We start from the raw sequence: 13,359 nt of genomic DNA on the forward strand, positions 1-13,359 counted from the left end.
GGGCCGATCAGGCCCGGGGCGCTCTGTCGTTTCCGGTCCTGGTGGCCCGCAGGGCGCTCCCCCGACACCCCTGGAGCACGGACATGAGCGCCACCACCCCGACGACCCTCCCCGCCACGGCCACCGACGTCACGGGCGCCCGCACCGAGGACGCCGCCGCCCTCATCACCGGCGCCCGCGAACGCATCGACGCCCTCGACGACCGGATCATCGGCCTCGTCCAGGAGCGCATGGCGGTCTCGGCGGTCATCCAGGAGGCCCGGATCACCTCCGGTGGCCGCCGGGTCAACCTGTCCCGCGAGATGGAGGTCCTCGGCCACTTCGGGGACGCGCTCGGGAAGCCCGGCACGAGGCTGGCGATGACGCTGCTCGAACTCTGCCGCGGGCGCGTCTGAACGCCCGCGCCCGGCAGGGCCCCCGGCCGGGGGCCCCGGCGGGGGGCACGGTGCGGCGGCGGGGCGCGTGCGTTCCCGCGGTCACCCGTACGGCGCGTGACCGGACCGCGGGCGGCTTCGTTGGTCCCGGTGCCACGCGTGGCCTCGGCTGGGGCGTGTGACGCACGGGCTCCGGCCCCTGCGTCGTGGGACCTCGCCCCAGCGTGCGACCGGACGGCAGGGGACAGCCGCACCGGTCGCCCCAGGCGGTCGGCTCCGGGGACGCCCGGAGCCGGTCGACAGGGGACACGCCGACCTGTGACGGGGATCACGTAAAGATCCTGTGAGTCCGGGTACAACCTTTCCCCTTGGCCACGGGTCTCCCCTGCTGTCACCTCGGGACTCGTCGATGTGCTCCCGCATCGCAGGCCCCTCACATCTCGTGCCGCGTCCCCCATGCAGGCGCGCCAGACTTTCTGAGGTCCCATGAAGCTCCGCCGTTCCCTGGCCCTCGCGGCCGCCACGGCTGTCATAGCTCCGGTCGCGCTGCTGTCGGCGCCCGCCGCCTACGCGACCACCCCCACGCCCACCCCGACCGCCGGCGAGACGGTGAGCCCGAGCGGCACGCCCACGCCTCCGGTCACGCCGCCCGCCACGGCCACCCCGGACGCGACGGAGAGCGTCGAGACGACGCCGACGCAGACGCCGGGAACTCCGACCAAGTCGCCGGAGACCACGCCGAGCTCGCCCGCGGCCACCACGCCCAGCAAGACGCCTTCCGGCACGCCGACCCCGACCCCCTCGGAGAACCCGGGCGAGGGCGACGACCTGCTGTGCGAGGAGCCCCTGATCGACGTCTCGATCAGCGGCCTGCCCGGCAAGATCGCCGCGGGCAGCGGCTGGCACTCGTTCAACATGAACATCCTGAACAAGTCCGACCGCACCCTGGACGGCGTGGCCTTCTTCGCGGGCGCCTCCTCCGACGCGCTGGGCGAGAACCTCTTCACCACCAAGCAGGTCGAGCTCCAGGCGTACGACGAGACCTCGAAGACCTGGTACTCGATCAGCGAGGACGGCCAGAGCGCCGGTTACGTGGGCGAGACCGACAGCCTCGCGCCCGACTTCGAGGTCGACGTCAAGCTGCGCCTCAACGTCAAGGCGGGCGCTCCGGCCGGTGCGGGCTTCTCGCTCGGCGGCGGCGCGTACCTGGACGAGGAGTCGGAGTGCTTCGGCTTCGGCGAGACCTCGTACAAGTTCCAGATCGTCAAGGCCGGTACGGACACGGCCGGCACCAAGCCGCAGGAAGGCGGCAAGACGCCGCTGCCCAGCGGCAAGCCGACCACGGGCACCGTGCCGCAGGTCACCGGCAGCCTGGCGGAGACCGGCTCGTCCTCGCAGCTGCCGATGTTCGCCCTCGCGGGCGGCGCGGCCGTCGCGCTCGGTGCGGGTGCGCTGTTCGTCGTGCGTCGTCGCAAGTCCGAGGCGTAACCGCACGGGTACCTGACCGACCGGGTACCGGGTAGCGCGAAGAGGCTGCATTCGGAGGGGAATGCAGCCTCTTTGCGTGCCCGGGGTCCGCGTGCCCGGGTTCTGTGTGACCGGGTCCGCGTGCTCGGGTGTGCGCGTGCCCGGGTGTACGCGTGACGGATGTACGCGTGACGGATGTACGCGAGGCCGGCTCTGCGCGAGGCCGGATGTGTGCGTGGCGGGTCTTTCGGGCGGCCGGTGGTTCCTGCGGTGCGGCCCGCTCGGCCTACGGCTTCTTCGGCGGCACGGGCGGGACGGCCAGCAGCGGCAGCCGGAGCGCGCCGAACGCCTCCGCCGGAACGGCCGGGTGCTTCGGCTCCACCGGGGCGAGCCGCAGGTACGCCTCGCCCTGGACCGGACGCGGGTCCTGCTCGCCCTTGTTGGGCCACAGGGACATCGCCCGCTCGGCCTGCGCGGTGATGGTGAGGGAGGGGTTGACGCCCAGGTTGGCGGAGACGGCCGAGCCGTCGACGACCGAGATGCCCGGGTGACCGTAGAGCCGGTGGTAGGGGTCGATGACGCCCTCCTCCGCGCTCGCGCCGATCGGGCAGCCGCCGAGGAAGTGCGCGGTGAGCGGGGTGCCCATCAGCTCACCGACGTTGCTCCCCGCGAAGCCGTTGATCTCCTTGGCGAGCAGGGACGCCGCACGGGTCGCCTCGGGTATCTGCTTGGGGTTGGGGGCGCCGTGGCCCTGGCGGGCGGTGAGCAGGCCCTTGCCGATGCCGTCCGGTTTGCGGTACGTGGTCAGCGAGTTGTCCAGCGACTGCATGACGAGGCCGATGATGGTCTTCTCCGACCAGCGGTGGTTGGAGAGCGAGCGGGCGGCCTGCGTCGGATGGCGGAGCACGTGGGCGACCCAGCCGAGCACGCGTGGGAACTTCCGCGCGTACGGCACCTGGAGGATGGACATCGTCCCCATCGCGTTGGAGCCCTTGCCGTAGCGGACCGGCTCGATGTGGGTGTGCGCGTCCGGGTGGATGGACGACGTGATGGCGACGCCGCGGGTGAAGTCGACCTTCCCCGAACCGTCGGAGGTGCCGAGCTGCGCGCCGTGCGCCTTGCGGTAGCGGCGGTCGGTGGTCTGGGAGCCCACCAGGGCCTCGGAGTTGGTGCGGGTCAGCTCGCCGAGCCGGGACGAGAGGCGCGGCAGGTGCCCGCCGTCCTTCATGGTGTGCAGGAGGGTCTGGGTGCCGTACGTGCCCGCCGCGATCACCACGTGGGGGGCGCGGAAGACCTTGCGGGTGCCCTTGCGGCGGGCGTCGGTGGGGGCGGTGGCGACGCGGTGGCCGCCGTCGGGGTGCTCGGCGACGCCGAGGACGGACGTCATGGGGTGGATGACGGCGCCGGCCCGCTCGGCGAGGTGGAGGTAGTTCTCGGTGAGGGAGTTCTTCGCGCCGTGGCGGCAGCCCGTCATGCACTCGCCGCACTCGGTGCAGGCCCTGCGGGCCGGGCCCCGGCCGCCGAAGTACGGGTCGGGCACCTCCTCGCCGGGTCCAGTCGTCGGGGAACCGCCGGCGTCCCGCCCGTCGCCGTAGAAGACGCCCACCGGAGCGAGGTGGAAGGTGTCCCCCACCCCCATCGCCTCGGCGGCCGCCTTCAGGTGGACGTCGGAGGGCGTCATGGTCGGGTTGAGGCGCACGCCCAGCATCCGCTCGGCCTGGTCGTAGTACGGGGCGAGCTCGTCCTTCCAGTCGGTGATGCCCGCCCACTGCGGGTCCTCGAAGAAGGGGGCCGGCGGCACGTAGAGGGTGTTGGCGTAGTTCAGTGAGCCGCCGCCGACGCCCGCGCCGGCCAGGACCATGACATTCCCCAGCAGGTGGACGCGCTGGATCCCGAACAGGCCGAGCGCGGGGGCCCACAGGTAGTTCCTCAGGTCCCAGGAGCTCTTGGGCAGGGTGTCGCGGGTGAACCGCCGTCCGGCCTCCAGGACGCCGACGCGGTAGCCCTTCTCGGTGAGCCGGAGCGCGGCGACCGCGCCGCCGAAGCCGGAGCCGACGACGAGGACGTCGTAGTCGTACGGGGCCTCGTCGTACGGGGCGCTGTCGGGTTCGCTCGCCTTCGCGGCCGCGTCCCGGGGGTGGGCGGAGCTCTCCTGTGGCACGTGCACTCCTCGTTCCTGGGCAGTGAGTGGGGGCGCGACACGCGGCGGGCGGGGCGGGGCTCGTAGCCCCGCCCCGGGCCGTCAGTGCAGGCGCAGTGCCTTCATCACCTTGAGGCTGGTGGTCATGAACGCCGCGTACTTCTCGTCGTCCATGCCGAAGGACGGCGCGAGCGGCACCAGTCGCTGCTGCGCGACGGTCTGCGCCTCGGTGTACTTGAGGATGCCCTCCGCGCCGTGCCGCCGGCTCAGTCCGGACTCCTTCATTCCGCCCATCGGGGCCCGGACGCTGGCGTACGCGGGGGCGTAGCCCTCGTTGATGTTGACGGTGCCGGTGCGCAGGCGGGCGGCGACGGCGTGGCCTCGCCTGCCGCTCCTGGTCCAGACGCTCGAATTGAGGCCGTACGGAGTGGCGTTGGCCTCCGCGATCACCTCGTCCTCGTCACGGAACCGGTAGATCGAGACGACCGGGCCGAAGGTCTCCTCGGCGCACACCGCCATCGGGGCCTCGACGCCTTCGAGGACGGTCGGCTCGTAGAAGTAGGGGCCCACGTCGGGGCGCGCGGTGCCTCCGGCGAGGACGGTGGCGCCCTTGTTGACGGCTTCCTCGACGTGCCGGGTCACCGTCTCCAGCTGGCGCGGTCCGGCCAGGGAACCCAGGTCGGCGCCGTACGCCAGGGCGGCGCCCAGGCGCATCGCCTTCGTGCGGGCGACGAAGCGCTGCACGAAGTCGTCGGCGACCGACTCGTGGACGTACAGCCGCTCGATGGAGATGCAGAGCTGCCCGGCGGAGGCGAAGCAGGCGCGGACGGCTCCGGCGGCGGCCTTCTCCACGTCGGCGTCCTCAAGGACGAGCATGGCGTTCTTGCCGCCGAGTTCCAGGGAGACGCCGACCAGTCGGGCGCCCGCGCTCCGCGCGATCTCCCGGCCGGTGCGGGTGGACCCGGTGAAGGAGACGTAGTCGGCGTGCCGGACGACCTCGGGGCCGACGACCGGGCCCTCGCCGAGGACGACCTGGAAGACCTCGGGCGGCAGGCCCGCCTCGACCAGCAGGTCCCGGCCCCACAGGGCGGACAGCGCGGTCTCGGTGTCCGGCTTCATGACGAGGCCGTTGCCCGCGACGAGGGCGGGCAGGCAGTCGCCCACGGACAGTTCGAACGGATAGTTCCACGGTGCGATCTGGCCGACGACACCGCGCGGCTGGCGCTGCTCGGTGACCTTGGTCAGGGTCGGCACCGCCCCGGTGTGGCGCTTGGCCCGCAGGTACGCGGGGGCCCGACGGCCGTAGTGCCGGGCGGCCATCGCGACGGCCTGGACCTCCTCGTGCGCGTGCAGCCGGGCCTTGCCGGTCTCCAGCTGGATCAGGTCGAGTATCTCGGCCTGCCGCTGGAGCACCAGGTCGTGGAAGCGCAGCAGGACCGCGGCCCGCTGCCGGACGGGCACGGCCGCCCACGCGGGCTGGGCCGCGCGGGCCCGCGCGAAGGCGACGGCGACGTCCTCGGGCGTGGACTCGGGCAGGTCGGACAGCTTCTCGCCGGTGAACGGGCCGTGGTGGGCGGCCCGTCCGGAGCCGACCACCCCCCGGGTCAGCTGGGCGACGACTTCGGGGGTGATCACGTCGGCCGCCGTGCGCGCGCCGGAGGGCGCGGGAGCGACGGGGTTGGTGCCGAGGGGTGCCGTGAGGGCCTGCGAGTCCGTCATGGACGCGAGCGTATGGCCCGGCGGGCACTTTTGGTACCCGTCGGTAACGGCTTTTCGCCGCCTCGCACGACTGCGCCAGCAGACACTGGCACATAAGCCCTGATCAGCGGCGCTTCCCCGACGGAGTGCGGGAGATCGAGGATCTTCGGGGGTACGGCGAGGTCCGGGGCAGCGCGCGCGGGACGCCGGGCGCGGCGGCGGTCAGCCGTCCGTGCTCCAGCCGCGGAGCACCTGGCGGAACCGGGCGCGCGTCTCCGCCCGGGACTCCGCGGGACCCGTCACGTAGATCGCGTACTCCGGGGCGCCACCGTCCCCGAAGTGCATCCGGTCCAGCGCGTACCGTCTGCCCGGGTGGTCCGTCTTCTCCGTGTACGTGAACTCCAGGAGTCCGCTCGGGCGGTCCCGGTAGACGTCCTCCGTCAGTTGCAGCCGTTCGAAGTCGGGCAGCCGCTTCGACAGCCCCTTCTCCACGTCCACCAGGTGCCGGTACGGGGTGTCGAAGTCCGGTGACGGGTCGACGTTGACGCGGATGCGGTGCCTGCCGCCGTCCGGCGAGTAGTCGTACTGGTTCTCCTTGGACTGCTCGCGCCGCCACCCCTGGGGGACCGGCAGCCGGAAGCCGTCCCCCTGCTCCCAGCGCCAGCCGGCCGGGAGGGTCCGGTCCGCGCCCGGATCCTGCCCGTCGTCCTCGTCCTGCCCGGCGTTGTCGTCCTTCGCCCTGCCGCCGTCCTGCTGCGGCGCCTGCGTCGGTCCGGCTGCCGCCTGCGCGCCCCGGCCCGCGTCGTCGGCGTCCAGGAACCGCAGCACCCCGAAGACCGCCCCGCCGCCGAGCACCGCCGCCACCAGCACGGTCAGCGCGACCCTGCCGCGCGCTGTGCCCCGTGTCCGCACGGGCCCGGTCGGCGCACCGTAGGCCCCCGGGGGCACCGGGGCGGGCCCTGCCGCAGGCACCGGCAGCGGCGTCGTGGGCTGCGCGGGCACGACGGCCCGCAGTTCGTCCTCGGTCACTCGCCGGGTCGGCACGTGCGCCTGCGCCTGCCTCGGCGTCCGCCCCTCCCGCGCCTCCCGCAGCATCCGCTCGGTCTCGGCCGCCGTGGGACGCTCCCGCGCCTCCTTGCGCAGGAGCGCGACGACGACCGGTTCCAGCGCGCCCGCCCGGAACGACGGCGCGGGCTCCTCCGAGACGACCGCCTGGAGCGTGCCGATGGGCGACGTACGGCGGAACGGCGAGCGTTCCTCGACCGCCGTGTACAGGGTCGCGCCCAGCGCCCACAGGTCCGAGGCGGGCCCGGGGTCCTCCCCGCGGATCCGTTCCGGCGCCAGGTAGTCGAGGGAGCCGACGAGTTCACCGGTACGGGTGATGGTGGAGTCGCCTTCGATGGCGGCGATGCCGAAGTCGGTGAGCAGCACCCGGCCGTCCCTGGCCAGCATGACGTTGCCGGGCTTGACGTCCCGGTGCAGCACGCCGACCGCGTGCGCGGCGCGCAGCGCTCCGAGGACGTGCAGGCCGATCCGGGCGGCCTCGCGGGCATCGCAGGGCCCGGTCTCCTTGAGCGCGTCCGCGAGGGAGGGGCCGTCGACGTACTCCATGACGATCCACGGCCGGTCGTCGTGGTCGAGCACGTCGTGGACGGTGACGACGCCGGGGTGGTTGATCCGGGCCGCGGCGCGCGCCTCCTTCTGCGTACGCGCGTGCAGCAGTGCACGGTCGGCCTCGGCCGCGTACAGACCGGCCCGCAACTCCTTGATGGCGACGGTGCGGTGCAGCACCTCGTCCTGGGCGCGCCAGACGCGTCCCATCCCGCCGCTGCCGAGGACGTCGCCCAGGCGGTAGCGCCCCGCGAGCAGTCGACCCGCCGTCGTGCCGCTGCCCGTTTCCCCGCCGCTGCCGTTCGCCACGTTCCCGCCCACCGCCCCCGTGTCTCAGGGAACCCAGGTTACGGATCGGGCTTGCGGCGGGGGAACAGAGGTCCGCTCACGAGACCGCACCGTGACCGGGCGGACCCGTTCCGGGCACGGGGTCCGGCGCGTCCGCCGCTCCCGGCCGCCGCTACGTCGTCGGCCGGTAGTACCGCACCGCGGCGTCGAACACCTCGGTCACCTCGTCGCGCGCGGAGTCGGGGCCGATGACCTGGACGATGTGGTACTTCCCCGCGATGATCATCGCCCGGTTCCGCACGAAGACGTCCCGGCCGCTGCTGTCCGTCCAGGTGAACTGGCCTTCGGCGAGCGCCTGCTGTCCGATCCCGATCCGCTTGAGTCCGCCGGAGGTGGCCCAGGTGGAGTCGCGCAGCGGCTGCAACTCCCGCTCGACCCTGAGCTGGTAGGCCATCGGGTCGCCGCCCTTGTCCTTGACGGTGTCACGGCCGGGAACGACGACCAGCTCGATGTCGTTGCCCTGGTAGCGGACCTGGCGGTCCTCGTTCATCTGCGTCCGCTGCCAGTTCTTGGACACGGCGACCTGGAAGCCGTCCGGGTCCTTGCGCAGGACGTATCCGGGGGGCAGGTCGGAGGCCGGGGTCGGCTGGGCGGGCGGCTCGTCGGTCCGCTCACCGGCGGGCGGGGAGGCGTCGCCGTTCTTGTCGTCGGCGGGCGGCGGGTCGGCGGGGGCGTCGTCGGTGGGGCCGGGAGCGGGCTCCTGCGGCCGGCCGGACGACGCGGGCTGACCGCTGCCCGTGTCGCGCCCGTCCTGCGCTGCCTCCCCGCCCTTCGGCAGGAACAGCACGGCGAACGCCACGGCCGCCGCCAGCCCCGCCATGACGAGCACCAGCAGCCACGTGCCCAGCGAGCGCGGCTGCCGACCACCGATCCGCGGCTCCCGCTGCACGCGCGGCGCGCGCGGCGGCCCGGCGCCCTTGGCCGCCTTCGTCCGGCCCCTGTCCTGTTTGTTCCGGTGCCGTCCGTGCGGCGAGCCGCCCCGCCGCTTGCGGACGAGCTCACCCCTGCGCCGTACGATCGGCAGCCGCGCGGCGTCCGGCGACGACGGCAGCGGTACGACCTTGGTGCCCGCGTCCGGCTCGGGAGCCGACCGTACGAGCGACCGCAGCCAGCCCCGCAGTTCCTCGAAGTCGGGCCGCTCGGTCGGGTCCTGACGCAGCAGCGACTCCACGACCGGCCGCAGCGGACCGCACTCCTCCGCGAAGGCGGGCGGCTCGGCGCACACCATCTGCACGAGTTCGGCGGCGTTGTCCTCCGGGTAGGGCGCGTGTCCCTGGACGACTCGGAACAGCAGCGCGCCCAGCGCCCACAGGTCGGTGGCCGGACCGATCGGCGGGGCCAGCTGCCAGTTCTCGTACACCGGTCCCGCCTGCTCGGGCGCCCACCGCTCGGTGACCGCGCCGACGACCGCGATACGGGTTTGCCGGGAGCGTTCCGCGGCGAGCGGCGTGCTGGGACCGCGGTACGGCAGCCCGGCGATGACGTCGTCCCACCGGCCGCCGGAGGACGGCGGCTTGGCGGACCCGGCGGGGACGGCGAGCTGTCCGCCGGAGGACCCCTGCGACGCGTGGGGGTGGCGGGGCGGCTCGGCACCCCGGCCGCCCGGCCGGCCGGGCCCGGGGTGGCTGTGCCGCAGGTCGTCCGCGCGCAGTGCCTCGCCGCCCGCACCGCCCGCGGACCGGGGCAGCGCGCCGTGCCAGCTGCCGGCCGGCTCCTGGCCGCCGACCCGTTCGACGTCCTTGCCGCGCTCACCGGCCGGGCCGCGGCCCGGATGCGCCCGGCGCCCGGCCTCGGCGTCGCGTTCGGCGGGTGCGCCGCGTTCCGCGTCCGTACCGCGCGCGGCGTCCTCGGCGCGCGGGCCGCCTGCGGGTGCGGCGCTCCCGTAGGGGGACACCGCCCCGCCCGGCCGCCGTCCGTACGGCTCGCCGGCCGCCGTGCGGACCGGCGAATCGCCGTACGGGGCGACCGGCCCGGTCCCGGCGGCCGCGGCGCCGTACGGGGACACCGCTGCCGCACCCGTGCCGCCGCCCGGCCCGCTGTCCGGGTCCTGGAGGTACGGGCCGCGGGACGGTTCGACGGCCTGGCGGCGCTGGTCCTCGGTGGCCCTGGCCGCCGCCCGCGCACCGGCCCGGTAGGCGGCTATCGCTCCGGCCCGTGCCGCTCGCGGATCGGACTCCGCGGGCGCGGGGGGCAGGGCGCGGTCCCCGTGCGGCCGGGTCCGCTCCGCGTCGGATGCGGGCGCGGTGCGGCCCATGAAGTCCGTGGGGAGCGCGGGCAGCGCCGAACCGTGCGCGCCTCCCGTGTCTCCGAGGCCCTCGTCCCCCTGCGCCACGTGGCCGCGCGGCACCGGAACCGACGCCTCGCCCCAGCCGGCCGTGGCACCGCCCGGCGCGAGGGCATCGCCTGCGGCGCCGCTGCCCGGCAGGGCGCCTCCGCCCGCCCCGGGGATCGGGGCGTACCCGCACAGGGCCTCCTCGGCCGCGCCCGCCGCCAGTCCCGTCAGGACGATGCGGCCGTCGTCGCAGACCAGGACGGTACGGACGGTGATGTTCCGGTGGGTCCAGCCGTGCGCGTGCAGCACCCGCAGCGCGGTGAGCACGTCGGAGGCGACCTCGGCCGCCCGGTACGGGCTGAGCGGAGCCTCCGCGAGCAGCGCCGCCAGCGGGCGCGCGGCCACCAGCTCGCTCACTATCCAGAGGGAGCCGTCCTCCTCGAAGACGTCGAAGACCTGGTCGAGCCGGGGGTGGTCGGGGATCTGGGCCGCGGCCTGCGCCGCTTCGATCGCCCGCCGCACCGCCGGGTCGCCGGACCTGCGGGGTCCCCGGCCGGGGGCCGGCCGCCGGTGCACGGGACCGCCGTCGGCGTCGACGAACTCCGCCTCCACCACCTCGGGCAGCGGCACCTGCCGTACCAGGACCTCCTGGCCGCTCGCTCCGTCGAAGGCCCGGGTCTCCACGAGGTCGTACTCGTCGGAAGGCGGCAACGGCAGGCGGTAGCGGCCGGCGAGCACCCTACCCGCGTAGTCGTCCACGACGCCTCCCCAAAGCGCGCTGTTCCCTGCTGGTCCCGGTCTTCCGCGACCGCGTTCCCCGGACATGAGAACCGCCGCAAACCGTCAATTCCGTTCGTTTACCGGCTTGTTGCGGCTGCGTACGGTCCACGGGGTCTCACGATACGTGGCAATACCCCGTCGCGAGGCAGTGTCAACGCATCCTGCCCGGACATCCGTGGGGCAATCGCGGAGCAGCCGTCAGGACGTCGGCCTGAACGTGGCGAACGCCGTCTCGCGCAGCTTGGTGCACTCCTCGCCCTGCCAGGCGTCCGCCGGACAGCTCACCATGATCGCGTAGCCGCGCTTGCCGTCCACCTTGAAGCCGCGGTTCAGCACGTGAATCAGCTTGCCCTGCTGGACGCGTTCGAACTCCCAGTCGGCGGTGGTGGGGTAGCCGTTGTAGTCGACGGGGCGGATGCCGATGTGGTCGTACTTCTGGCTGCTGCCCCTGACGACGGCGACCGCGGCCGCCCACGCCGCCTTCGCGTCGTCCTTCGGGCTGGCGTTGAAGTCGACCTGCACGCGCGGGAATCCGCCGTCCTTGCTGTATATCCCGCCGGAGCTGCGCCCCGCCACGCCCGTCCTCTTGAACCCCTCGGGCATCGCCATGGTGAAGCGGAACTGCGAGTCCGTGACGGTCTGGAAGCCCGCCGGAACCGCGTCACCCTCGGGCTTCTGGGTGCTCGGGTCGCCGGAGGGCTTGGTTCCGCCCGTCGCGTCGCCGCTCCCGCCGCCCGTCGCGTCGTTCTTGTCCTTGTCCGGTGCGGTGCCCTTGTCGGGTTCGGTGCCCTTGTCCGTGCTCTTGTCGCCTCCGCCGGTGGCCGCGCCGCCGGACGTGGCCGCGCCGTTCTTGCCCTCCTCGCCCCTGCCCTTCGCGTCGTCCTTGGCCAGCGTGAGCGCGAGCACCGTGCCGAGGACGGCGATCACCGCCACCACCGCGACCACCAGCAGCGCACGCTTGCGCGCGGCGGGCGACATCCCGCCGACCGTCCCGGGCGACGTGCCCCCGCCGGAGCCGGAGCCCGCGCCGGACGACTGCATCGCGGCGGTGGCGGCTCCCGCGGCGGACGCGCCGGCGACCGCGGAGGCCACCGGAGCGGTGGCGGCGGCCGCGGGTGCCGCGGCCTTCTTCGCCTTGGGGGTGCGCGCGGGCCTGGCCGGGCGGGGCGCCGCGGGCGTCGGGGCGGCCACCGGCTCGACGGGCACCGGGGGCAGCGGAACCACCTTCGTGGCGTCGGACCTGGCCAGTTCGTCGCCGGCCGCCTCCGCGTCGTCCAGCTGGCTCAGCACGTCGTTGAGGAGCGCCCGCGCCCCCTTGTCGTCGAGCCGCTGCGCCGGATCCTTGGCGAGCAGGCCGTAGATGACCTCCTCCAGCGGGCCCGCGTTCTTCGGCGGGTCCACCGGCTCGGTCATCACCGCGGTCAGCGTCGCGATGGCCGACCCCTTGTCGTACGGCGGGACCCCCTCCACCGAGGCGTAGATCAGACCGCCCAGCGACCACAGGTCGGCGGCGGGGCCCGGCTTGTGGCCGCGCGCACGCTCCGGCGAGATGTACGAGGGGGCGCCGACGAGCATGCCGGTGGAGGTGATCGACGGGTCGCCCTCGACCTGGGCGATGCCGAAGTCGGTCAGCACGACCCGGCCGTCCTCGGCGATCAGCACGTTGGACGGCTTCACGTCGCGGTGCAGGATGCCCTGGCGGTGCGCGGCGCGCAGCACGTCGAGGATCGCCAGGCCGACCTCGGCGGCCCGACGCGGCGTCAGCAGCCCGTCCTCGCGGACCGCTTCGGCGAGCGACTTGCCCTCGATGAGTTCCATGACGATCCACGGCCGGTCGTCCTCGTCGACCACGTCGAAGACGGTCACCGCCCCGTGGTTGCGGATCCGGGCGATCGCCTTGGCCTCGCGCAGGGTACGGGTGATCAGGCGGCGCTTCTCGTCCTCGTCGATGGCGGTCGGGAAACGCAGTTCCTTGACCGCGACCGTACGGCCGAGGGTCTCGTCGACGGCCCGCCAGACGGTGCCCATGCCGCCCCGGCCGAGGACGTCACCGAGCCGGTAGCGGCCTGCCAGCAGTCGCCCCTGGACCTCCTTCGAGGTGTCGGAGGCCGCGTCCTTGGCCGCTTCGGCCGCCTTGGCCTCGGCCTTCCGTGCGGCGAAGTCCCTCGCCGCGGCTTCCTTGGCCGGGGTGTCCCCGGCCGCGGCGGCGGCCTTCTCGTCGGAGGCGGCCTTGCGGCCGGACACCGCGTTGCCCGCCGGTTTCCCGACCGCGCCCGCGGCGGCGCCCCGGGATCCGGCGCCCTTGCCCGGGGACCCGGCAGGTTCGTCCCGGGGCGCGGCACGCTTGTCCTGGGGCTCGGCACCCTTGTCCACGGAGGCGGCGCGCTCGTCCTGGGACGCGGCTCCCTCGTCCACGGACGCCGCAGCCTTGTCCGCGGCTTCCTTCTTGTCGGACACGGCGTCCTGCGTGCTCTTCCGCGACTGCTCCGGCTCGTCCGACATGCGTCCCCTCTGCGATCCCTGATCTTCGCCCCGTGCCCCGGCCGTACGAACGCGTCGCAGACCCACTCGGCAGCTTCTCCGGCGATGCGGCAACCCGCCCTGGCAGAGCCCCCATTGTCCCTCACGCGCAGACCGCCGACACCCCCGGGGCGCAACGCACCCTCACG

At 74.2% G+C, this 13,359-nt stretch carries 7 protein-coding genes; 2 read left to right on the top strand and 5 right to left on the bottom strand.

Annotation, left to right across the window (positions count from 1 at the left end; all coding sequences use genetic code 11):
* The first annotated feature begins 83 nt into the window (after window positions 1–83).
* Together ACQPZG_RS13900 and ACQPZG_RS13905 are read left to right on the top strand one after the other, a co-directional pair.
* Window positions 84–395, top strand: a complete 312-nt coding sequence (locus tag ACQPZG_RS13900; RefSeq protein WP_433546116.1) for a chorismate mutase — start codon at window positions 84–86, stop codon at window positions 393–395.
* A gap of 465 nt (window positions 396–860) precedes the next feature.
* Window positions 861–1,862, top strand: a complete 1,002-nt coding sequence (locus ACQPZG_RS13905) for an LAETG motif-containing sortase-dependent surface protein (RefSeq protein ID WP_433546117.1) — start codon at window positions 861–863, stop codon at window positions 1,860–1,862.
* 265 nt (window positions 1,863–2,127) lie between these two features.
* On the opposite strand, the gene ACQPZG_RS13910 is transcribed toward ACQPZG_RS13905, so the two are convergent.
* From ACQPZG_RS13910 to ACQPZG_RS13930, 5 genes are all read right to left on the bottom strand, one after another.
* Entirely contained in the window at window positions 2,128–4,002 is a 1,875-nt protein-coding gene (locus ACQPZG_RS13910) for a GMC family oxidoreductase N-terminal domain-containing protein (RefSeq protein ID WP_433546118.1), read from the bottom strand.
* An 81-nt stretch (window positions 4,003–4,083) separates the two neighbouring features.
* Window positions 4,084–5,700 (bottom strand): succinic semialdehyde dehydrogenase, encoded by a 1,617-nt coding sequence (locus ACQPZG_RS13915; protein WP_433546119.1) that lies wholly within the window; start codon window positions 5,698–5,700, stop codon window positions 4,084–4,086.
* Between the two features lie 201 nt (window positions 5,701–5,901).
* Window positions 5,902–7,548, bottom strand: coding sequence for a serine/threonine-protein kinase (locus ACQPZG_RS13920; protein WP_433549397.1), 1,647 nt, complete (start codon window positions 7,546–7,548; stop codon window positions 5,902–5,904).
* Between the two features lie 202 nt (window positions 7,549–7,750).
* On the bottom strand, window positions 7,751–10,669 hold the full coding sequence (locus ACQPZG_RS13925; RefSeq protein WP_433546120.1) for a protein kinase: 2,919 nt from the start codon (window positions 10,667–10,669) through the stop codon (window positions 7,751–7,753).
* A gap of 219 nt (window positions 10,670–10,888) precedes the next feature.
* Complete coding sequence (locus tag ACQPZG_RS13930; protein ID WP_433546121.1) at window positions 10,889–13,192, bottom strand: serine/threonine-protein kinase; 2,304 nt, start codon at window positions 13,190–13,192, stop codon at window positions 10,889–10,891.
* Window positions 13,193–13,359: the final 167 nt, after the last annotated feature.

Origin of the sequence: Streptomyces sp. CA-294286 (genome assembly GCF_050947155.1) — a bacterium.
Taxonomy (GTDB): Bacteria; Actinomycetota; Actinomycetes; order Streptomycetales; family Streptomycetaceae; genus Streptomyces.